The sequence below is a fragment of the Frondihabitans sucicola genome (genome assembly GCF_030296615.1).
Lineage (GTDB): Bacteria > Actinomycetota > Actinomycetes > Actinomycetales > Microbacteriaceae > Frondihabitans > Frondihabitans sucicola.
This window is the reverse complement of the sequence record NZ_AP027732.1, coordinates 686,987-706,508: the sequence shown is the minus strand read 5'-3', so window position 1 is coordinate 706,508 and position 19,522 is coordinate 686,987. Positions and strand designations below refer to the sequence as shown.

The 19,522-nt window shown below is 68.2% G+C and carries 21 protein-coding genes and 1 pseudogene; 10 read left to right on the top strand and 12 right to left on the bottom strand.

Annotation, left to right across the window (positions count from 1 at the left end; all coding sequences use genetic code 11):
• The 4 genes and pseudogenes from QUE79_RS25175 to QUE79_RS03705 all read left to right on the top strand — a co-directional run bounded on the left by QUE79_RS25175 (nt 1) and on the right by QUE79_RS03705 (nt 3,594).
• Nucleotides 1-1,241, top strand: a pseudogene (locus tag QUE79_RS25175) (Tm-1-like ATP-binding domain-containing protein).
• The gene (locus QUE79_RS03715; protein ID WP_286345488.1) at nt 1,238-2,080 is read left to right on the top strand and encodes a phosphoenolpyruvate hydrolase family protein; all 843 of its coding nucleotides are present in this window, start codon (nt 1,238-1,240) and stop codon (nt 2,078-2,080) included. Before QUE79_RS25175 ends, QUE79_RS03715 begins: the two are co-directional and overlap by 4 nt.
• A gap of 21 nt (nt 2,081-2,101) precedes the next feature.
• Nucleotides 2,102-2,419, top strand: a complete 318-nt coding sequence (locus QUE79_RS03710; RefSeq protein ID WP_286345487.1) for an EthD family reductase — start codon at nt 2,102-2,104, stop codon at nt 2,417-2,419.
• Nucleotides 2,416-3,594, top strand: a complete 1,179-nt coding sequence (locus QUE79_RS03705; RefSeq protein ID WP_286345486.1) for a Gfo/Idh/MocA family protein — start codon at nt 2,416-2,418, stop codon at nt 3,592-3,594. The genes QUE79_RS03710 and QUE79_RS03705 overlap by 4 nt, the downstream gene beginning before the upstream one ends.
• Before the next feature lie 39 nt (nt 3,595-3,633).
• On the opposite strand, the gene QUE79_RS03700 is transcribed toward QUE79_RS03705, so the two are convergent.
• Nucleotides 3,634-4,536, bottom strand: a complete 903-nt coding sequence (locus QUE79_RS03700; protein ID WP_286345485.1) for an SDR family NAD(P)-dependent oxidoreductase — start codon at nt 4,534-4,536, stop codon at nt 3,634-3,636.
• Between the two features lie 98 nt (nt 4,537-4,634).
• On the opposite strand from QUE79_RS03700, the gene QUE79_RS03695 reads away from it, so the two are divergent.
• Entirely contained in the window at nt 4,635-5,300 is a 666-nt protein-coding gene (locus QUE79_RS03695) for a TetR/AcrR family transcriptional regulator (RefSeq protein WP_286345484.1), read from the top strand.
• Between the two features lie 88 nt (nt 5,301-5,388).
• On the opposite strand, the gene QUE79_RS25170 is transcribed toward QUE79_RS03695, so the two are convergent.
• The 3 genes from QUE79_RS25170 to QUE79_RS03680 form a co-directional block, all read right to left on the bottom strand.
• A complete protein-coding gene (locus QUE79_RS25170; protein WP_350271738.1) occupies nt 5,389-5,868 on the bottom strand; it encodes a hypothetical protein in 480 nt (159 codons plus the stop codon).
• Nucleotides 5,869-6,013: 145 nt separating this feature from the next.
• Nucleotides 6,014-7,279 (bottom strand): MFS transporter, encoded by a 1,266-nt coding sequence (locus tag QUE79_RS03685; protein WP_286345482.1) that lies wholly within the window; start codon nt 7,277-7,279, stop codon nt 6,014-6,016.
• Between the two features lie 66 nt (nt 7,280-7,345).
• Nucleotides 7,346-7,852 (bottom strand): MarR family winged helix-turn-helix transcriptional regulator, encoded by a 507-nt coding sequence (locus tag QUE79_RS03680; RefSeq protein ID WP_286345481.1) that lies wholly within the window; start codon nt 7,850-7,852, stop codon nt 7,346-7,348.
• Nucleotides 7,853-7,944: 92 nt separating this feature from the next.
• Between QUE79_RS03680 and QUE79_RS03675 the strand changes: the two genes are divergently transcribed.
• On the top strand, nt 7,945-8,877 hold the full coding sequence (locus tag QUE79_RS03675; protein ID WP_286345480.1) for an NADP-dependent oxidoreductase: 933 nt from the start codon (nt 7,945-7,947) through the stop codon (nt 8,875-8,877).
• Nucleotides 8,878-8,944: 67 nt separating this feature from the next.
• Here the strand turns inward: QUE79_RS03675 and QUE79_RS03670 are convergent, their stop codons facing one another.
• From QUE79_RS03670 to QUE79_RS03660, 3 genes are read right to left on the bottom strand one after another with little or no spacing between them, the layout of a single operon-like run.
• The gene (locus tag QUE79_RS03670) at nt 8,945-10,576 is read right to left on the bottom strand and encodes an extracellular solute-binding protein (protein ID WP_286345479.1); all 1,632 of its coding nucleotides are present in this window, start codon (nt 10,574-10,576) and stop codon (nt 8,945-8,947) included.
• A complete protein-coding gene (locus QUE79_RS03665; RefSeq protein WP_286345478.1) occupies nt 10,573-11,526 on the bottom strand; it encodes a carbohydrate ABC transporter permease in 954 nt (317 codons plus the stop codon). The genes QUE79_RS03670 and QUE79_RS03665 overlap by 4 nt, the downstream gene beginning before the upstream one ends.
• Nucleotides 11,523-12,530 (bottom strand): ABC transporter permease, encoded by a 1,008-nt coding sequence (locus QUE79_RS03660; protein WP_286345477.1) that lies wholly within the window; start codon nt 12,528-12,530, stop codon nt 11,523-11,525. The genes QUE79_RS03665 and QUE79_RS03660 overlap by 4 nt, the downstream gene beginning before the upstream one ends.
• A gap of 191 nt (nt 12,531-12,721) precedes the next feature.
• On the opposite strand from QUE79_RS03660, the gene QUE79_RS03655 reads away from it, so the two are divergent.
• The 4 genes from QUE79_RS03655 to QUE79_RS03640 all read left to right on the top strand — a co-directional run bounded on the left by QUE79_RS03655 (nt 12,722) and on the right by QUE79_RS03640 (nt 15,129).
• Entirely contained in the window at nt 12,722-13,759 is a 1,038-nt protein-coding gene (locus QUE79_RS03655) for a LacI family DNA-binding transcriptional regulator (RefSeq protein WP_286345476.1), read from the top strand.
• Between the two features lie 290 nt (nt 13,760-14,049).
• Nucleotides 14,050-14,196, top strand: a complete 147-nt coding sequence (locus QUE79_RS03650) for a hypothetical protein (protein WP_286345475.1) — start codon at nt 14,050-14,052, stop codon at nt 14,194-14,196.
• Nucleotides 14,193-14,483: a sigma-70 family RNA polymerase sigma factor gene (locus QUE79_RS03645; RefSeq protein WP_286345474.1), complete on the top strand. Its 291-nt coding sequence runs from the start codon at nt 14,193-14,195 to the stop codon at nt 14,481-14,483. The genes QUE79_RS03650 and QUE79_RS03645 overlap by 4 nt, the downstream gene beginning before the upstream one ends.
• An 85-nt stretch (nt 14,484-14,568) precedes the next feature.
• On the top strand, nt 14,569-15,129 hold the full coding sequence (locus QUE79_RS03640; RefSeq protein WP_286345473.1) for an LppP/LprE family lipoprotein: 561 nt from the start codon (nt 14,569-14,571) through the stop codon (nt 15,127-15,129).
• 39 nt (nt 15,130-15,168) lie between these two features.
• Here QUE79_RS03640 and QUE79_RS03635 read toward each other — a convergent pair whose 3' ends face one another.
• From QUE79_RS03635 to QUE79_RS03615, 5 genes are all read right to left on the bottom strand, one after another.
• Nucleotides 15,169-15,465, bottom strand: a complete 297-nt coding sequence (locus tag QUE79_RS03635; protein ID WP_286345472.1) for a DUF4193 family protein — start codon at nt 15,463-15,465, stop codon at nt 15,169-15,171.
• 121 nt (nt 15,466-15,586) lie between these two features.
• Nucleotides 15,587-15,886, bottom strand: coding sequence for a DUF1330 domain-containing protein (locus QUE79_RS03630; protein ID WP_286345471.1), 300 nt, complete (start codon nt 15,884-15,886; stop codon nt 15,587-15,589).
• 141 nt (nt 15,887-16,027) lie between these two features.
• Nucleotides 16,028-16,951 carry an SMP-30/gluconolactonase/LRE family protein gene (locus tag QUE79_RS03625; RefSeq protein WP_286345470.1) on the bottom strand — a complete coding sequence of 308 codons (924 nt, stop codon included), beginning with the start codon at nt 16,949-16,951 and terminating at the stop codon, nt 16,028-16,030.
• 192 nt (nt 16,952-17,143) lie between these two features.
• Nucleotides 17,144-18,727 carry an alpha/beta hydrolase gene (locus QUE79_RS03620; RefSeq protein WP_286345469.1) on the bottom strand — a complete coding sequence of 528 codons (1,584 nt, stop codon included), beginning with the start codon at nt 18,725-18,727 and terminating at the stop codon, nt 17,144-17,146.
• Between the two features lie 71 nt (nt 18,728-18,798).
• A complete protein-coding gene (locus tag QUE79_RS03615; RefSeq protein WP_286345468.1) occupies nt 18,799-19,518 on the bottom strand; it encodes a TetR/AcrR family transcriptional regulator in 720 nt (239 codons plus the stop codon).
• Nucleotides 19,519-19,522: the final 4 nt, after the last annotated feature.

The window sequence follows — 19,522 nt, the reverse complement described above, 5'->3', positions numbered from 1 at the left end:
ATGGACTCGATCCCAGCCACGATCCTGCTCGTCGGTGCCCTCGACACCAAGGCGGAGGAGTACGACTTCGTGAGTCGCCGTCTCGCCGAAAGGGGGATCGCCTCCGTGAAGATGGACGTCGGTGTTCTCGGCACCCCTCGGACGACGGCGGACATCGACCGCGCATCGGTTGCCCGAGCCGGAGGCACGACCCTCGACGAGCTGATTCGCTCCGCCGACCGCGGTAAGGCGATGACGGCCATGGCGCAGGGGGCGAGTGTTCTCGCGCGCGGTCTCGTCGCCCGAGGCGCCGTCTCGGGGCTGCTCGTCCTCGGCGGCTCCAATGCCGGGTACGTCATGAGCCGCGTCGCCCCGGAGGTCCCGTTCGGGACGCCCAAAATGCTCGTCTCGACCATCGTGGCCGGAGACACCCGCCCGTACCTCGGCACGAGCGACCTGACGATGATCTATCCGGTGGTCGACCTTGCGGGCCTCAACTCGATCAGCTCGGTCGTCCTGGCCCGCGCGGCCGACGCATTGGCGGGCATGGTTCACGGCCTGTCGCAGCCCGCGGGAGCGGATGATCGACCGCTCGTGGGATGCAGCATGTTCGGCGTGACCACAGCGTGCGTGAGCGCCGTTCTCGATGCGCTGGCGCTCGCCGGCGTCGAGGGCCACACCTTCCACGCGAACGGCGTGGGGGCCGCGGTCTGGAGGCGCTGATCCGTTCGGGTTCTTTCTCGGCGGTTGCCGACATCACGACGACCGAGCTCGCCGACGAGTTGTTCGGCGGGGTCTGCTCCGCGGGCCCCGAGCGCCTCACGGCTGCCGCGGACGTCGGAGTACCGCAGGTGGTGAGCGTCGGAGCGCTCGACATGGTCAATTTCGGGCCGGCGGACACGGTGCCCGCTCGCTACGCCGACCGTCGACTCCTCGCCCACAATCCCGCCGTCACGCTCATGCGGACCACGGCCCCGGAATGTGCGCTGCTCGGCCGCGAGCTGGCCGAGAGGATCAACCGGTCGACGGCGTTCGCCGAGGTCCACGTCCCGCGTCGGGGATTTTCGCAGATCTCCGAGCCCGGCGGCCCGTTCCACGACGCCGACGCCGATGAGGCGCTCATCGACGCACTCCAGGTGAATCTGAGCGACAGGATCCCGCTCGTGGTCCACGATGCCGCTCTCAACGATCCGCGGTTCGCCGACGCGATCTCCCAGGCACTCTTCCGTGCCCTCGCCAGTCAGAAAGGTGACAAGCAATGACCTCACGAACAGAAATCATGGCGCGGCTCCGCAGCAAGATCGCCTCGGGGCATCCCATCATCGGCGGCGGCGCCGGAACGGGCCTCTCGGCGAAGTGCTCCGAAGCAGCCGGTCTCGACTTCATCGTCGTCTACAACTCCGGGCGCTACCGGATGGCCGGCCGGAGCTCGATGGCGGGGCTCATGCCCTACGGCGACGCCAATCAGATCATGATGGACATGGGGGCGGAGATCCTGCCGGTCGTCGACCACATTCCTGTGGTCGCGGGCGTGTGCGGCACCGATCCGTTCCGGCTCATGCCGAAGTTCTTGCGCGACGTGAAGGACGCCGGATTCTCCGGAGTCCAGAACTACCCGACGGTGGCCCTCTTCGACGGCATCATCCGTGCCAACCTCGAAGAGACCGGGTTGGGGTTCTACAAAGAGGCGGAGATGATCCACGAAGCTCACGACCTCGACCTCTTCACGTGCGCGTACGTGGCGAACGACGACGAAGCGCTGATGATGGCCGAGGCGGGCGCCGACGTCGTGGTGCCCCACATGGGCCTGACGACCGCCGGCATGATCGGCGCCAAGACGGCCATGACCCTGGACGAGGCGAAGACGAAGGTCGACGCTCTCGCTTCGGCTGCACGCGCAGGCAACCCCGACGTGATCATCGTCGCCCACGGTGGTCCGATCTACAGCCCCGACGAGGCGGCCGAGGTGATCGGCTCCGTGCCGGGCGTCCACGGGTTCCTCGGCGCATCGAGCATGGAACGACTGCCGACCGAAGTCGCCATGGTCGAACACATGTCGAAGTACACCCGCATCTCCCTTCCGACCTTCACCCGGCAGTAGAAAGAGAAGACCGTGTACAGGATGACCATTCTCTACGGCGCCCCCGCCGATCCGGTGGCGTTTCGGCGGTACTACGAAGAGACCCACATTCCGATCGCTCGGAAGATGAAGGGTCTCACGGGCTGGAACCTGTCGTGGATCGATCCGGCGCCATCGAACGACGACGGTGCGGCGTCCCGCTACATCCTCGTCGCCGAGCTCTACGCGGAGTCGGCCGAGGCGATGAAGTCGATCATGGCGTCACCGGAGGGGGTGCGAGCGAATCAGGATCTCGAGAACTTCGTCACCGGCTCGGTGGAGTTCCTAACGGGGGACGAGCTCGAGGTGACGCTGGTATGACGAGCGCAGCAACCGCGGGCGCGGGCCTCACCGTAGCCGTCGTCGGTCTCGGCTTCGGTCAGGACTTCGTGCCGATCTACCTCAGTCACCCCGACGTCGCGAGAGTGGTGCTCGTCGAACCCGATGCGGCTCGCCTCCGAGAGGTCAAGGAGCGATTCGGTGTGACGGACTCCTCTGCCGACATCGCCGGTGTGCTCGCCGATCCGACCGTCGACGCCGTCCACATCCTGGCGCCCGTTCAGTTCCACGCGGACATGTCGGTGGCGGTTCTCGAGGCCGGCAAGCACTGCGCCTGTGCCGTGCCGATGGCGACCTCGCTCGCCGACATCGCACGTATCATCCGCGCTCGCGAGGCAGCGGGCACGAACTACATGATGATGGAGACGTCCGTCTACGGCCGGGAGTACTTGACCGTCGACCGGATGTACCGGGCCGGCGAGATCGGCGACCTGACCCTATATCGAGGCACGCACATCCAGAACCTCGACGGGTTCCCGTCGTACTGGCAGGGGTACCCGCCGATGCACTACCTGACCCACGCGCTGTCCCCGGTGCTGGCGATGCTGGGCACGACCGTCGCCACCGTCCAGGCGCACGGGGCAGGACGACTGACCTCTGACCGTCAGGCCGGAGAATTCGACAATCCTTTTCCGGCAGAGGTCGGTCTGTTCCGCTTGACCGGGTCCGACGCTCTCGCCGACATCACGATGTCGTTCTTCCAGACGGCGCGGAGCTATCTCGAGGGCTTCGCGCTCTACGGCGAGCACCGGGGCATCGAATGGCCCGAAGACAACGAGGGCGACCTGACGCAGTACGACATGGTCCGCCCGGCCGGCGGCCAGCGCGGCAACCCGATCACGTCGACCTCGCTCACCCCGTCGGATTTCCCCGAGCTCCTTCCGCCCGAGCTGAGACAGTTCGTCCGACCGTCCCGCGTTCTGCTGCCGGGCATGCCGAGGCCCGTCGACGTGGCCTCCCACCACAGTGGATCGCACCCGTATCTCGTCCACGAGTTCGTGGACAGCATCGTGAGCGCTCGGTCGCCTCGCGTCGATGCCATCCGGTCCGCCGAGTGGACGGCGCCGGGCATCGTCGCCCACGAGTCGGCCCTGGCCGGAGGGATCTCGATGCCGGTTCCCACTTTCGCTCCGTCGGCGACGACCCTGTCGTCGTGACGCCAGCGAAGAGGGTGGCGGGGTTCGGCACCTTCCGCCTCACCGCAGCGGAAACGTCACCCCGGTGAGTTCCTCGGAGACGGTCCACAGCCGCTGCTGGGTGTCCTGGTCGTAGGAGTCCGGGCTGGAGGTGACCACCTTCGGATAGCCCCGGGTCTCACGCCGGTCGCCGGGGCCGTAGTACTGACCGCCGATGACAGCCGGGTCGGTGGCCGCGCGCAGTGTGGGAAGGGCGCCCATCTCGGGCCTCTGCGTGAGGAGCGGCGCCAGCACCGTGAGGGGGAGTCGAAGCGCTGCGGGCGTGTTGCGGGCGAGGTCGGTGTTGGAGACGCCGGGATGAGTGGCCACCGCGACGGTGGTGCCGTGCCCTGCCAGGCGGCGCTGCAGTTCGTACGTGAACATCAGGTTGGCGAGCTTGGCCTGGCCGTACGCGGCGGCGCGGCTGTAGGAACGCTCCCAGTTCAGGTCGTCGAAGTGGATTGCGGCCCGGATGCGGTGGCCGGTGCTGCTCACCGTGACGACGCGGGAACCGGGGACGGGGAGGAGCTGGTCGAGCAAGAGGCCGGTGAGAGCGAAGTGTCCGAGGTGGTTGGTCGCGAACTGCAGCTCGAAGCCGTCGACGGTGGTCTGCTTGGGCGTGTACATCACGCCGGCATTGTTGATCAGAAGGTCGATGCGGGGATGACTGGCTCGCAGATCGGCGGCCGCGGACCGGACGGACTCCAGCGACGTCAGATCGAGCGCCTGGACGGCGACGTCGCCGGTCATGCGGGCGGCGGCCCTCCTGCCTTTTTCCACGTCACGAACGGCCAGGACGACCGTTGCTCCGCGCGCTGCGAGCATTCGGGCGGTCTCGAAGCCCAGGCCGGTGTTGCCGCCGGTCACGATCGCGACCCGGTCTCGCTGATCCGGGATTCGTTGTTCGGTCCAGTCGTCGCTCATGCCACTCTCCTAAAAAACTATCGGTCTGTTATTTGCGAGCATAAAGGACCGCCGGTCTTATAACAAGGGACCGGGGGTCTTTAAGTTAGGCTGAGGCGGTGACTTTCCAGCGGGCGCGAAGCGATGAGCAGCGAGAGATCCGCCGCCGAGCGATCCTTGACACAGCCGCGGCGATGCTCGACGAGATGCCCGTCGCAGACGTGAGCCTCAACGAACTGAGTCGGCGAGTGGGCCTGGCGAAGTCGAACGTCCTGCGTTATTTCGAGTCTCGCGAGGCCGTGCTCCTCGAACTGCTGGACGACTTCCTCGGAAGCTGGCTCACCGCGCTGGCCGACGAGCTCGACGCGAGGATCGACAGACGATCGGCGCCCGAAGCACGAGCGATCCAGCTGGCCGAGACCCTCAGTCAGTCGCTGGCGGCCCGGGTCGTCCTGTGCGACCTGTTCGGCGCGCAGGGCGGCGTCCTGGAGCACAACGTCTCGGTCGAGGTCGTCAAACGGCACAAGCGGTCCTCCCTCACGAAGCTCGCGACCATGTCCGACCTCGTTCGCCACCACGTGCCCGAGCTCGGCGACGCCGCGCAATGGTTCTGTCTCATGACCCTCGTCACGGCGGGTGCTCTGTCGACGTACGTCCCGCCGCCACCCAGCCTCGTGGCCGCCTACGCCGACGAGCCCGCTCTCGGCCTGCTCGACCTGGACCTCGGCGAGGCTCTCCGGGGTGCCCTCACGTCGGCACTCGTCGGCGTTCTGCCGCGCGCGTGAGCCCCACCGCCTGTCGCGGGAACACGGCGCGGACCTTTGGCGCGGCCGACGCAGGAGCGCCAGTCGACCCGAAAAGCGAAGGAGACCCTCAGCCGCCGTGTTCGGTTCGGACGAGCGGCACGGCGACGAGGGTCAGAGCGACGGGAGCGGCGTCATCCGGCCGCTCATCGTGGTGTCCTATGGGTCTGCGGGTCGCGAGGGGCGTGACGATCCTGCTCCACTGATCGAGGACGTCGCGGAGTTCATCGGGGGTGAGGTACAGGAGGCTCTCCCTCGTGCCGGCGAGCGACTGCCAGCCGGGGTCTTCGTGATCCCGCCTGTTCTGCCAGTCGGAGAGATCCCGCGCCGCCGCCTCGACGGTGTGACGTTCGAGGACGTCCGCCGGGCCGCGCGATTCGGGGTCCGTCGACTCGATGTGGAACGAGGTCGATGTGACCCTCCACGGACGGGCACGGGCGTCGGTGGTCTCAGCGGCTTCGACGAAGCCGTACTTCGCGAGTTGACGGACGTGGTGACTCGCGAGGCCGTGGCTGATGTCGAGGAGCCGTGCGGCATCGGCGGAGGTCAGCGCGCCTTCCCGGGCGATGAGGTCGTAGAGCTTCCGTCGAAGAGGATGCGCAAACGCCCTCAGAGCCAGGGGGTTGTCGACGGTGCGTGTGCCGACGGGGGAGGGACGGGCATGTTCCGCATCTTCGGGGCCGTGGGGCCGGATGTCAAACGGGTTCGGACACGAGGACGCCGCCGGAGCGGCGTCGCCTGGACAGGACGGTGAGGGCGATCACGCTCGTCAGAACGTAGACGACACCCTGCGTGCTGATCACCGGGATGATCCCGACGCTACCGGCGAGGGTTCCCGCGAGAAGGGTGCTGAGCAGCATGGTCGCGTTCTCGGCGCTCACGAGCAATCCGAAGACTCGCCCGCGGGTGAGGTCGCCGGTGGTGCTTTGGAACAGCGTGAGCATGCCGGCGTTGAGGGCGGCACCGGGCACTCCGACGACGGCGATGAGCAGCACGGCCGGCCAGGAGGACGCGTCGATGAGCGGGTAGAGGAACAGCGCCAGATCCAGGATCCCGAACGCGAGCGTCCCCCAGGCGAAGAGCCTCCGCGGGCTCGCGCGGCGTCCTGCGAGGGTGATGACGAGACCACCGACGATGCCGCCGATCGCCTGGGCCGCGAGAATCGCTCCGTAGACGCTCCCGCCCGCCCCGAGGACATCGTTCACGAACGGCGCGAAGAGCGTGCCCATTGCTCCCTCGCCGACGCCGCGAAGGAGGAAGAAGGCGGCGAGGACGAGGAGGACTCGGTTGTGCCGGACGATGGCAAGGCCGGCGCGCCACTCCGCGAGGAGGCCGGTTCGTCGAGTCGGGGTCGACGCGAGTCGATGCCGAATCGCGACGACGAGGACGGCGGCGACCAGGAAGCTGGCGGTGTCGGCGACGGCCAGGGCGGTCAGCCCTCCGACGGTGATGAGGATGCCGCCGAGAGCCGCGCCGATGAGCCGCGCCACGTTCCTGACCTGAGCGTGCAGAGCGTTGACCGTGACGAAGTTCTCCGGCCTCCTCGCCAGGCCGGGCAGGAGACTGGCTTCGGCCGACGAGAAGAACGGTGACACGCAGTTCGTCACCGCTGCGACGACGAGGATGATCCACACCGATCCGGAATCCTGCACCAGGGCGACCGGCCAGATGACCAGGGCCGAGATCACGTTCGTCCCGATCATCATCCGTCGCCTGTCGTGACGATCCACGATCACCCCAGCGACCGAGCCGAGGACCACCTGAGGAATCTGCGTCGCCAGCATGACCGCGGCAGAGGCCAAGGTCGAATGCGTGAGCAGATAGACCTGAAAGGCCATTCCCGTGTCCAGGATCCAGTCGCCCGTCTGCGAGACGAGGCTCGCCGACAGGAAGAGCGAGAGGTCTCTGTTCTCGGTCAGAAGGCGCCATCGTGAACGCCGAAGAGACTTTTCCAAAGACATGCTTGGAATCTTGACAACCGTCGGAAGAGATGTCAAGCATGTGCTTGGTTTCTGTCTGTAAGCCGCTCAGGCCTCCGGCCGCGAGCGTCGACGCGGCGCTGCGGAGCGCGGCGGGATCGCGCGGAGGTGTGCCGCGGCCGCGCCGAGGATGCGGGCGAGTTCGTCGATGTCGCTGTCCGACAGGGCGGCGAACAGCAGGCTGTGAAGCGCCTCGATGTGCCCGGGGAACACGGCCGCGAGGACGTCTCGACCGGCTTCGGTGAGGGAGATGACGGTGCTGCGTTCGTCGTCGGGCGACGGCGCGCGGGTGACGAGCCCCCGCTGGTCGAGCAACTGCGCCTGGTAGGTGAGGCCGCTTCGGCTGTAGACCACACCGTCGGCGAGATCGGTCATGCGCTGCTGCCCGTGAGGGGAGTCGCCCAGGCGGGCCAGGAGCTGGAACTGGACGTAGCTGAGGTCGCCCACGTCGCGGAGCTGCTTCTCGACTGCGTGCCGCAGGAGGCTGCTCACCTCGGTGAAGGCGAAGTAGGCCCCGAGCTGTGTCGAGGTCAGGGATGCCGGCGTCTCGGTCATTCTGAAAGCATACCGTTGCTTCGAGTTCGAAGCAGTGCTACCGTTCCTTCAGATGCTTCGAACTCGAAGCACATGGAGAAGAGGACAGAATCATGAAGGCAGTACGGTTCCACGAGGTCGGCGGTCCCGAGGTGCTCCGCACCGAGGAGATCGAGCAACCCACGCCCGCAGCCGGGCAGGTGCGGCTTCGCGTCGCAGCGTCCGCGTTCAATGCGGCCGACAACGGCATGCGCGCCGGATTCCTCCCGATTCCGGTCGAGCTCCCCCACGTGCCCGGCTACGACGTCTCCGGCATCGTCGATGCCCTCGGCGACGGCGTCGACGACCTCGCCGTCGGAGACGCCGTCATCGGGTTCCTCCCGATGGAGAAAGACGGCGGGGCGGCGGAGTACGTCGTCGCACCGGCGGAGGCGGTGGTCGCGGCGCCGACGAGCATTCCCATCGCCGACGCTGCGGCTCTGCCGTCGGTCGCGTTGACCGCGTGGCAGGCGCTCTTCGACGACGGCCACGTCGCGGCCGGACAGCGCGTGCTGATCATCGGCGCCGGCGGAGTCGTCGGCAAGTACGCGATCCGACTCGCGAAGCGCGCCGGCGTGCACGTCATCGCGACTGCGAGCCCGCGCAGCATCGACGCCGTCCGCGCGGCCGGTGCCGACGAGATCGTCGAGCACACCGGCACCGACGTGCTCGATGCCGTTACAGAACAGGTCGACGTGCTGCTGAACCTCGCCCCCATCGATCCGGACCGGTTCGGCGCGTATGTCGCCACCGTGCGCGACGGCGGCATCGTCGTCAGCACGACCGCTTTCATGGCGACACCGAGCGACGAGTCGCGCGGGGTTCGCGCGGCCACGGTGTTCGTCCTGCCCAACCGGGATCGGCTCGCGCAGCTGGTGGCTCTCGTCGACGACGGTGCGCTGACCGTCGAGGTCACCCGTCGCATCCCGCTGGCCGACCTGCCGGCGCTCCATGCGGAGGCCGGCGCCGGCCGAGTCGTCGGCAAGGTCGTCGTTCTCGTCGACTGACGGCGCGGCGTCGGCGCGAGGTCGAGGCCGGCGCCTGCGGACGTGATGCTCACGAGGCCGGCGCCGGTCAGTTCTTCGCCTCGAAAGCCCGTTCGTACTCGCTCCGGATGGCGTCACCACCGCCCTTGCGCCACTGGCTCACCACCGAGTCCCAGCTCGAGACCGGCTTCCGGCCGAGGTAGATGTCGTTCGTGGCGTTCGAGAGCACGGTGGAGAGGAGGCTCCCCTTCGTCGAGTTGGTCGGCGAGTAGAGGCCGTAGGTCGGGTTCTGGATCGCGTGAGGCTGCATGGCCAGCATGTTCCGGTAGACGCTGTCCGTGCCGTCCGGGTGGCCCGAGTAGTAGATCGGAATGGGCGAGTCGACGATGTACTCGATCGGGAACGCTCCCAGTCCCGTCTCGCTGTTACCGGTCGTCGTCAGCACGGGTTCGCCGTTCGAGAAGTCGAAGTCGTGGCCTTCGACGCCGTACTTGCGGAACGTGTACTCCTTGCTGCCGAAGGGAGCGGCGAACCAGTTGAGGGCGTCCAGGATCATCCGGATCCGATCGGGCGAAGCCTTCGAGACCGCGGTGATCGAGTTGTTCGGATTCGGGAGCCAGACGTTGCCCTGCTTACCGTCCGGGCCGGGAATGGTGGGGATCCCGATCGTGAAGGCTTTACCCGCGACGTTCTGCTGGTAGAAGCCGGGCAGCGCCGTGTACGTGTCCTGGGTCATCGCGGCAGAGCCCTGGTTGAACCACACCTTGGCGTTGGGTGCACTGACGCTGTCGGGGTGCACGAGCCCTTTCGAAGTCATCCGGCGACCGATCTCGAGCATGTCCTTGTGGGCGTCGAGCTCGTTCTCGCTGGTGAATCGTCCGCCCTTCTCCTGCCAGGTGTTCGGGAGGCCGAGCATGGCCGAGAGCACCAGGTTCGGGACGGCGGCGAAGGCCCACTTGTTGGAGCGTTCGTCGGTCATCTGGCCGGCCAGCGACTGGAGCTCGTCCACGTTCTTGAAGGTCATGTCGACGCCGCGCTCCTCGAACAGGTCCTGGCGGGAGAGGAGCACGTTGGTGCCGATGATGCCTCGGGCGACCGGCACGGCGTAGATGCCGCCGGCGAAGACGCACCCGCGCCAGGCCTCGGTCGGCAGGTTGGCCAGGAACGGGTAGCGACGGATCGCGTCTCCGGAGAGGTACTCCGTCAGATCCTGCGCCTTCGCCTGCAAGAGCTGCGGAAGGTACGGGGGCGCACCGAAGATGTTCCAGACGTCGCCCAGCTGGTCGCCGGCGAGAGCCGTCTGGAACTTGTTGGGGTAGTCGCCGCCGGGGGTGATGCTCAGTCCGAGGTCGAGACCGAGCCTGCCGTTCAACGCCTTCCAGTACTGGTTGCGATCGAGCGACGGAGGCACAGGGGTGTTCGTCGGCACGGTGCCCTGCAGCCGGGAGCCGTCGCCCGGGTGTCCGGACAGCACCTTCGTGGTCGCTGGGTAGCGGTAGTACGCGTCCGGCATCAGCGGGTTCACGGTCGGCAGGTCGGGTTTCGGACCCTTCCACCGGACGTAGTCGGGCAGAGCCACCGCCTTGTTGATCGCCTTGATGTCGGTCGACCGGGTGACCGTGGTGCATCCGGCCAGCGAGCCCACACCGGCCAGCCCGGCGGCGGACAGCAGCGCTCCGCTGAGGAAGGTCCGGCGCCCGAACGGTGTGTTCGCGCTCATCCCTTCACCGCCCCCGTCAGCACGCCCTTCGCGAAATGTCGCTGCAGGAACGGATAGACGATCAGGATCGGCACGATCGAGATCACCAGGATCGCCATCTGGATCGACGCCTGAGGTGGCAACTGATCGGCGGTCGCACCGAGCTGAGCGCCGCCCAGCTGCGAGTTGTTGATGACGTACGTCCGCAGCACGAGTTGCAGGGGCCACTTTCCGGTGTCGTTGATGTAGAGCAGGGCGCTGAAGAACGAGTTCCAGTAGCCGACCGCGTAGAACAGCCCGATCACAGCGAGAACCGCTTTGGAGAGCGGCAGCACGAGGCGCCAGAAGATCCCGAAGTCGCCGGCGCCGTCGATCCGGGCGCTGTCGACCAGTTCTCGCGGGATGCCCATGAAGAAGGCGCGCAGCACGATCACGTTGAAGGCGTTGATCGCGGTCGGGAGGATGAGCGACGCGAAACTGTCGAGCAGGCCGTACTCCTTGACCGCAAGGTAGTTCGGGATCAGGCCGGGAGCGAAGAGGAGCGTCAGCAGGACCATGATCAGGATCGGCTGGTGCGCGAACGAACCCGGCCGGCTGAGCGAGTAGGCGAGGAGTGTCGAGCCCGTCAGACTGACGAGCGTTCCCAGGGCCGTGATGCCGATGCTCACCAGCAGGGCCTGGGTGACGACGCCGCCGGCGAAGAGGGATTCGTACGACGAGAAGTTGATGCCGTGCGGCCAGAGGACGAAGCCGCCCGCTCGCGTGACCTCCTTCGGGTCCGCGATGCTCGTCGACGCGATCCCGATGAACGGGACGATGACGACGGCGCAGATGATCAGGAGCACGAGGCCCTTCACCAGGCGGATCGGCATGGACGGGGCGTCGAGCCGCCGTCGCCGCTTCTTTCGCGCGGGAGCGGACGGGACGGGCGCCTTCCGAGGCGCCTCGATGTTGCCGTGTGTGGTCGTCATTGCTTCTGGTACACCCCTGCCTCGCCGAAGACGTGCGCGACCTTGTTGGCGCCGAACACGAGAAGGACGCCGACGATCCCCTTGACGAGCCCGACTGCCGCCGCGACTCCCCACTGGCCGCCGAGCACGCCGTTGTTGTACACGTAGGTGTCGAGCACCTCGCTGGCATCGCGCCCGAATGCTCCCTGCTGCAGAATGATCTGCTCGAAGCCGACGCTGAGGGAGTCGCCGAGTCGCAGGATGAGCAGCAGGATGATGATCCCGCGCATGCCGGGCAGCGTCACGTGCCAGATCTGACTCCACCGGGACGCGCCGTCCATGCTCGCTGCCTCGTACAGGCTCGCGTCGATCTGGGACAGCACGGCCAAGAACAGGATCGTCGCCCAGCCCGTGTCCTTCCAGATCACCTGGCTGGTGATGACGGCGATGAAGTTGTGCGGATCGCCGAGGATGTTGACCGTCCCGTGGTCGCCCGCGCGCAGGGCGTTGTTGAGGAGGCCGCTGCCGCCGAGCATCTGTTGGAACACGGCGACGACGATCACCCAGGAGAGGAAGTGCGGCAGATACAGGATCGACTGGACGATCTGCTTGAGCCGCTCCGACAGCAGGCTGTTGAGCAGCAGCGCCATCAGGATCGGCGCCGGGAAGACCAGGACGACCTGGACGAGCGTGATCTCGAGGGTGTTCCGCAGAGCGTTGAGGAACGCCGGGTCGCCGTTGAAGATCACGGCGAAGTTGTCGAATCCGACCCAGGGGCTGTGCCCCAGCGGCACGAACGGCAGGTACTCCTGGAAGGCGATGAGGTTGCCGAGGAGCGGCACGTAGTGGAAGGCGAGGAGGAGCACCAGGCCGGGAATCGCCATCAGCAGGAGGACGCGATCGCGCTTGGCCCGTTCGCGCCAGGTGCGTTTGCGCCGCACTGCCGGGGGCGTCGAGAAGGCCGGATCCTGCGCCTCCGCTCGGGTCCGGCGCGCTGGGCGCGCTCGGACGCTGACGTCGTTCATCGGCTCCTCCTTTGGATCCTGACCCTCGCGATGTCGTCGTCGACAGCGCTCGCGAGCCCCGTGCGCCACATCGACGTGGGCACGTCCGGTGCACATTACAGCGCTGTAGAGAATCAGTCCAGAGCGGTGGCAAATGTGCCACGATGGAGTTCCGGACGGCGCCGCCGTGCCGTCTGTGCTCGGAGGTTCGGATGAACAACGTGCGTCTGGTCGACGTCGCGGCGCACGCGGGAGTCTCGATGAAGACCGTCTCGAACGTGGTCCACGCCTACCCGCACATCCGACCGGCGACGCGCGCGAAGGTCCAGGCGGCCATCGACGAACTGGGCTATCGGCCGCACTCCGCCGCCCGCCGACTGGCGACCGGGCGCACCGGCATGCTCTCGCTCGCGATCCCGGTGCTCGACATCCCCTACTTCGCCGAACTCGCGCGCTGCCTCGCCGACGAGGCCGCCCGACGTGACTACCGGGTGCTCATTCAGCAGACCATCGCCGGGGAGAAGGCCGAGCGGGCGGCACTCGACGTGTCGGAAGCCGGTCTCGTCGACGGGATCCTGGCGCATCCCGTCAGTCTTTCGGCGGACGAGATCGAGCAGGCGGTCGCGCGTCAGCCCATCGTCCTCCTGGGCGAGGGTGACGTCCCGAGTCGATTCGACCGCGTGATGATCGACAACGTGAAAGCCGCGAGAGAGGCAGTCGACCTCCTGGTTCGTCTCGGTCGGCGCCGCATCGCCTTTCTCGGCGTCGAAAGAGCGCCGCTGACTCCGCCGACGGTCGACAGGATCGCCGGCTACCGACAGGGACTCGAAGAGGCCGGCCTCGAGATCGACGACGACCTGCTCATCCCCCTCGACGGGTTCGGCTCGGGCGACGCGCTGCGGGCGATCGAGCGCACCCTGGCGGCCGGCACCCGCTTCGATGGCATCGTCTGCCGCCACGACGGGGTCGCCCTCGGTGCCCTGCGAGCGCTCCGTGCCGCGAAGGTCCGGGTGCCGGACGACGTCGCCCTGGTCGGCTGGGACGACGACACGGCGGGCGAGTTCCTGGAGACCAGCCTCACCACCGTGCGTCCCGACAAGCAGATGATCGCCACGACGGCGATCGACCTCCTGATCGAGAGGATCGAGGGCTACGACGGCCCCGGGCGCCACGTGATCGTGCCGCACACCATCGAGATCCGAGAGAGCGCGCCGTTGCCCGCTTCCGACCGCGGGTTCCGCGACAGCTAGGGGAGGAGTCGTTCTCGTCGGTACCGCTCGAGGTGGTCCACGACCGCCCGCTCGGTGCGCCGGGAAAACGTCGGGGTACAGGGTTCCGGTGGAAAGCTCCTACGCCCCTCCTCGAGTCTCCGTCAAGGCTCAGTAGTGGGGGTGCGAAGGCGACCCCGCGAGGGATTGACTGGTGCCACTGGGACGATCACTCTCTCTGCACGCCCGATGACGACTCCGCGACGCGGACCCTCTGGTGCGGCAGAATTCCAGGCGATATCGGGCCTACGACGCCCGAGACGAAGGTCTTCATGACCGCCCCTCTGATCGGTTCTCCCGTGAACGCCGATGGTCTGGCCACCCTCCCGCACGAGCAGCTCGTGCGCCTGATCGCGTCGATCGCGGGCGGCGACTGCCTGCTTCCGGGCACCCGCCGAGCCACCCGTCGAATCCGATGAGCGCCACGCTCGCTCCTGTGCCGCACGTCCTCCTGGCTCAGGGGGACGTGCTGGGCCGGATCGCCTCCGGTGACAGGGACGCCTTCGCCCAGCTGTACGACCTCAGCATCGTGACGGTCTTCAATCTCATCCGCTATCACCTGACGACGACCGCGGACACGGAAGCAATGACCCGCGAGGTCTACCTCGAAGCGTGGCGGACCGCCGCCCAGCACGCGCCTGCGGAAGTCGATGCGGTGCGGTGGGTCATCACCCTCGCACACCGCCATGTGATCGCGCACTCCTGAGGCGCGCTTCTCAAGCGTTCGCCGGAGGTGCGTCGCCCTGGGCACGACTCGGGTTTCTTGCGCGGACGGGGTGCAGTGTGGAGGCATGTCCGAGAAAAAACTGTTGCAGGGGGCTCTGGCCGGAGCGACGGTGATCCTGGCTCTCTCGGGATGCACCTCGACCTCTCCGAGTAGCACCGACACGAGAGTGTCCTCGAGCGCATCGGCGGCGGCGAGGCCGAGCCCCACGAGCTCCTGTGGTCCGTCGAGCGGCGAGGAGGTGGCGGCGAAGCCGATCAGGGCGCTCGCCCTCCCCAGCGGCCTGAGCGACGCGCGGTGGGATGCAGCCCACGCGGACTACAGCGGCTACGAGCCGTGTGCGGCCCTGTCGTGGTCGGTCGTGACGATCGAGGGCTCCACACCCAGCTCGCCGTATGCGATCCTGCTGTTCCATGACGGCGAGTACCTCGGAACGGCTACGTCCGTTCCGTACGGGTTCTCGCCGGTCATCGCGCGCGGCTCGGACGACGCGATCTCCGTGACCTACCGCTATGCGCAGGGAACGGATTCGAACGCGGACCCCTCCGGGCGGGCCACGGCGACGTACCGCTGGAACGCCGCTACCGGCCGCGTCGACATGCGCGGGAGCACGCCGCCCGATCAGTGAGCGTCTGCCCGCCGGGTCGGCGCACCCGACCACGGTCTCTCAGGACGCGCACTCGATGCAGACGGGGCCGAGCTTCGTCTCGTGATCGAGCTGCAGGCGCGGGCGCACGAGGAAGCATTCGACGCAGGTGAACTCGTGGTCTTGCATCGGAAGGACGATGACGTCGAGCGCCTCGTCGACGTCCGCGGCGTCCAGCTCGAAACCGCCGGACGCGTCTCCGTCGTCGAGGTCGGCGACGAGGCCGACGCGCTGCGGGGCCCGCTCCTTGAACGCCTGCATGGAGTCGTTGCCGTCGTCTTCGGGGGTGTTGCGTGGGGCGTCGTAGTCGGCGGCCATGGGATGCTCCTGCGAAAGTGGCGGGGCGGTGAACCCGCGAAGGTCTGTTGGTCGCCGCCACTCTAGGCGAGCCCGGGCGGCCGTGTCGCCGTGTTCGCCGCCGGCGTTCTCCGGGGCCTCGCTACCGCGTTTCTACCGGGAAGAGCTCCGTGCGGGCCACGACGCGATCGCGCCAGTCGGCCAGCGCGAGACGCGCCGGGTCGTGCAGGTAGCCGTCCAACGCGGCTGCGCTCGGAAAACGGTAGGTCTGGACCTCGTCGGGTACTCCGTCGGTGCCCTCACTGACGACGCGAGTCAGGAGTTCGCCACCGTGTGGAGCCAGGAACTCGAGTACGGCGTCCTCGTAATCGGACAGCGCTCCTGCGGCTCCGTCACGCGCCCACAGCAGGCAGCAGAGAGTGATCGAGTCGTGATTCTGCACGCCGCCGATCCTGCCGTATTCGCTGCGCTCGCGCGATCCGCATCACGATGCCCAGTCGACTCGAAGAAATGCGCGAGCGCCTCCAGGAGCACCCGGCGCCGCACGCGTGATGCGCCGCGACCCGAGTCGCGGAGCCGTCTCCTAGGAGCGCACGCCGGGTCGCGGCGTCTCGCGCGTGGCCGTGCGGATCCGGTAGAGACTCGTCGACGCGGTCACGTACAGGTCGCTGCCGTCCTCGCCGCCGAACGTGAGGTTGGACACGACCTCCGGGAGAGGGATCCGCAGGAGCTCCGTTCCGTCGGGGGCGTAGACGAACACGCCGGAGTGCGAGGACGTCCAGACGCGGCCCTCCACGTCGACTCGGAAGCCGTCGGCGATGTCGGGGTCGGCGAAGAAGCGCGGGTTGCTGCAGACCGCGTCCGCGGAGACGTCCCAGGCGAGGATCTGCGCGCGACCCGGAGTCTGGCCGTACTCGGCGGCAGAGAGCCCGGTGTCGGCGACGTAGAGGATCCTCTCGTCCGGGGAGAAGGCGAGGCCGTTGGGGTGAACCATGTCGGTGATGACGGGCGTCAGCTCTCCCGTCGCCTCCACGCACCGGAACACGAAGCAGCCGTCGTACTCGCGTTCTCCCGGGTGGCCCTCGCGGCCGCTCGGGTGGAGGCCGTACGGCGGATCGGTGAACCAGATCGCCCCGTCGGACGCCACCACCACGTCGTTCGGCGAATTGAACCGCCGCCCCTCGAAGCTGTCGACGACCGGCGTCACCACGCCGTCGACGTCGCGCTCGACCCGGCGCCGACCGTGCGAGCACTGCACCACGTGCTGGTCGAGATCACGGGTGCGGCCGTTGGTGTATTCGACCTCCGTCGCGTAGACGCTCGTCGTCGACGTCGTCGCGTCGAACTGCAGGATCCGGTTGTTCGGGATGTCGCTCCAGCGCAGCGCCCGCTCCGCCGGAAGCCAGACGGGGCCCTCGCCCCACTCGGCGCCCGTCCACAGGCGTTCCACCTGGGCGTCGGGAGCCAGCAGGTCGCTCGCGGGTTCGATCCGTTCGGGTTCCGCCATGGTTCTCACTCTTCTCTGAGGTCAGTCGTCCGGCCGCTGTCGTCGACGTGAAGCCCGGTGCCGCCCGCGCGCGCGGACTCCGAGCTCTGCGTCCGCAATCCTGGCCCTCCTGCGTGCCCGACCGCGTCCGGACTCGCCGCGCGGCGGGCGGTTGGCGCGGTGATCGCGCTGCACGGGGTGGTGTGCCGTGCGTCAGTCGCAGCGGGCCGCAGCGCCCGCGGGTGTCGCGCCCGTGCGGAGGAACGAGTCGACGGCCGAGTCGATGCACGAGTCGCCGAGGTCGTAGGCCGTGTGGCCGTCTCCCACGCGCGTCAGCAGGTGGCCGGTCTTCAGCTGCTTGGCCAGAGCGACCGCATCCGCGTACGGGGTCGCAGGATCTCCCGTGGACCCGATCACCAGGATCGACCCCGCGCCCGGCGCACGAACCGGTTCCGGGAAGTCGGCCACCTCGGTCGGCCACTGGGCGCACAGCAGGTCAGAATAGGCCTGGTATTTCCCGAGGACGGGTGCCTCCGCCTGGATCTTCGCGGCGTCCTTGCGCAGTGCCGTGGCGGAATCCTCCCCGGGCGACTCGAGGCAGGTCACGGCATCGAAGGCCTCGGCTGAATTGTCGTAGTAACGACCCTTCGGCGACCGGCCGTTGTAGTCGTCGGCGAGGGCGAACGCGGCCGCCGGGTCTCCGGCCTGAACGTGACGGAACGCGGTGGTCAGCCGCGGCCAGCTCGTCGTGTCGTAAAGCGCTTCGGCGATCGCCGTCGCGAGGGTCGCGTCGCCGAGGAGGCGGCCGTCCTTCGCCCGGAGCGGGGACGCCGCGACGCGGTCCAGGATCGACTTCACCTGCGTCATGCCCGCGTCGGTGCTGCCGGCGAGCGGGCACGAGCCCTGGGGCACGGCCTCCCGGGATCCTGCGATGCACGCCGCCACATAGTTGCGGAGGTCGCCGTCGAAGCCGACGGCCTGATCGGTGGCGCCCTCGTCGTCGGTGCTGCCGCCGCCGTCGCTCCAGGGGTTGTCGGCGCCGTCGAAGACGAACCGGCCCACGCGTTCGGGGAAGAGCCCGGCGTAGATCGTGCCGAGGTACGTCCCATAGGAGTACCCGAGGTAGTCGAGCTTCTTCTCGCCAAGATCGGAGCGAATCAGGTCGAGGTCGCGGGCGACGCTCTCCGTGTCGACGTGGCTGATGAGCGGCCCGGTCCGGTCGGCGCAGGCTGCCGCGAAGTCCGCGTCGGCCCGGCGCGAGGCGGCGAGCCACTTCGCGGAGCCGATGGCTCCGGGCAGGATCCCGTAGAGGTAGCGGTCCATCTCTTTCGCGCCGTAGCAACGGACGGGACTCGATTCGCCGACGCCCCGGGGGTCGAACCCGATCACGTCGAAGTGCTCCGCAAGGGCCGGATCGACTGCCTGGTGGACGTCGCCGCCGACGAAGTCGACACCGGAGCCGCCAGGACCGCCGGGATTCACCAGAAGGGTGCCCTCGCGAGTGCCGGTGGCCGTGTGCTTGATGAGCTTGAGCGAGATCGAACCGGTCGTGGTGTCGTGCCAGTCCAGGGGTGCGTCGACATCGGCGCACCGGAGGCCGTCACCGCACGCCTGCCAGTCGATCGCCGTGCTGAAACGGCGCGAGAGGGCAGCGGGATCGTCTTCGGCCGCCGGTCCGGTGACGACGTACACGATCGCGCCGATGCCGAGGATCCCCACCAGGATCGCGGCAGTCACGGCGAGGCGCGCAGGCGTCCAGAACCGCACGGGAACGGCGCGGCCAGTCGGGTCGGTCACAGCTCTCCTCGGTGCGGGTCGATTCACCTTAGGCGGCCCGGGCGTCGTGCGTGCAGCCCCCGAAGGGGTGGTCAGTCGCCGGTCGCGAGGGCAGCGGTGAACGCCGCGACGTCGAGAGCGGGGACCGGGAGAGCCGGGCGCTCGTCGGCGCGCAGGCCGTCGAGCAGGATCGCGAGGTACCGCCGCCAGAGGTCGGGACTCGTCTCGCTGAGTCGGTAGACGCTGTCGAGCATGGCGAAGATCGGGAGGAGGTCGGTGACGAGGACCCCCTCGCGGAGGACTCCCGCCGCGCTGGCCCGTTCGAACAGCGGAGAGACGACGGCGACGATCTTCTCGGCCATCTGCTCGGCCGGGCCGGAGCGGCCGTTCCGGTCGTGCCCGCCGTTCCGGTCCCGCCCGTCGTGCCGGTCCCGCCCGTCGTGCCGGTCCCGCCGGTCGTGCCCGAGGAGTGATTCGCTCAGACCGCGATCCCGGGCCTGGTTGGCAGCGGTGACCTCGAAGAAGGTGACGAGGGCCAGCCACGGGTCGTCGATTCGGAGGGCCTCTTCGACGTCCGCCAGGGCCGAGTCGATCGCGGCGTCGTACAGGGCCGTGACGATCGCGCGTTTGCTGGGGAAGTTCCGGTACACGGTGCCGACCCCGATCCCTGCGTGCCGGGCGATGTCCTCCAGTGTCGCCGAGAGCCCCGCTGCGCGAACACCTCTCGAGCGGCCTGCAGAAGGCGCTCGTTGTTCAGGACCGCGTCTTTGCGTTTGGGGCGGGCGAGATTCTGGTCGGGGGCACCCGGCCATTATC

Coding starts and splice junctions, on each gene's coding strand:
- QUE79_RS03715 (WP_286345488.1), top strand. CDS start 1,238: ATGACCTCACGAACAGAAATCATGGCGCGGCTCCGCAGCAAGATCGCC.
- QUE79_RS03710 (WP_286345487.1), top strand. CDS start 2,102: ATGACCATTCTCTACGGCGCCCCCGCCGATCCGGTGGCGTTTCGGCGG.
- QUE79_RS03705 (WP_286345486.1), top strand. CDS start 2,416: ATGACGAGCGCAGCAACCGCGGGCGCGGGCCTCACCGTAGCCGTCGTC.
- QUE79_RS03700 (WP_286345485.1), bottom strand. CDS start 4,536: ATGAGCGACGACTGGACCGAACAACGAATCCCGGATCAGCGAGACCGG.
- QUE79_RS03685 (WP_286345482.1), bottom strand. CDS start 7,279: ATGTCTTTGGAAAAGTCTCTTCGGCGTTCACGATGGCGCCTTCTGACC.
- QUE79_RS03680 (WP_286345481.1), bottom strand. CDS start 7,852: ATGACCGAGACGCCGGCATCCCTGACCTCGACACAGCTCGGGGCCTAC.
- QUE79_RS03675 (WP_286345480.1), top strand. CDS start 7,945: ATGAAGGCAGTACGGTTCCACGAGGTCGGCGGTCCCGAGGTGCTCCGC.
- QUE79_RS03670 (WP_286345479.1), bottom strand. CDS start 10,576: ATGAGCGCGAACACACCGTTCGGGCGCCGGACCTTCCTCAGCGGAGCG.
- QUE79_RS03665 (WP_286345478.1), bottom strand. CDS start 11,526: ATGACGACCACACACGGCAACATCGAGGCGCCTCGGAAGGCGCCCGTC.
- QUE79_RS03660 (WP_286345477.1), bottom strand. CDS start 12,530: ATGAACGACGTCAGCGTCCGAGCGCGCCCAGCGCGCCGGACCCGAGCG.
- QUE79_RS03655 (WP_286345476.1), top strand. CDS start 12,722: ATGAACAACGTGCGTCTGGTCGACGTCGCGGCGCACGCGGGAGTCTCG.
- QUE79_RS03650 (WP_286345475.1), top strand. CDS start 14,050: ATGACCGCCCCTCTGATCGGTTCTCCCGTGAACGCCGATGGTCTGGCC.
- QUE79_RS03645 (WP_286345474.1), top strand. CDS start 14,193: ATGAGCGCCACGCTCGCTCCTGTGCCGCACGTCCTCCTGGCTCAGGGG.
- QUE79_RS03640 (WP_286345473.1), top strand. CDS start 14,569: ATGTCCGAGAAAAAACTGTTGCAGGGGGCTCTGGCCGGAGCGACGGTG.
- QUE79_RS03635 (WP_286345472.1), bottom strand. CDS start 15,465: ATGGCCGCCGACTACGACGCCCCACGCAACACCCCCGAAGACGACGGC.
- QUE79_RS03625 (WP_286345470.1), bottom strand. CDS start 16,951: ATGGCGGAACCCGAACGGATCGAACCCGCGAGCGACCTGCTGGCTCCC.
- QUE79_RS03615 (WP_286345468.1), bottom strand. CDS start 19,518: ATGGCCGGGTGCCCCCGACCAGAATCTCGCCCGCCCCAAACGCAAAGA.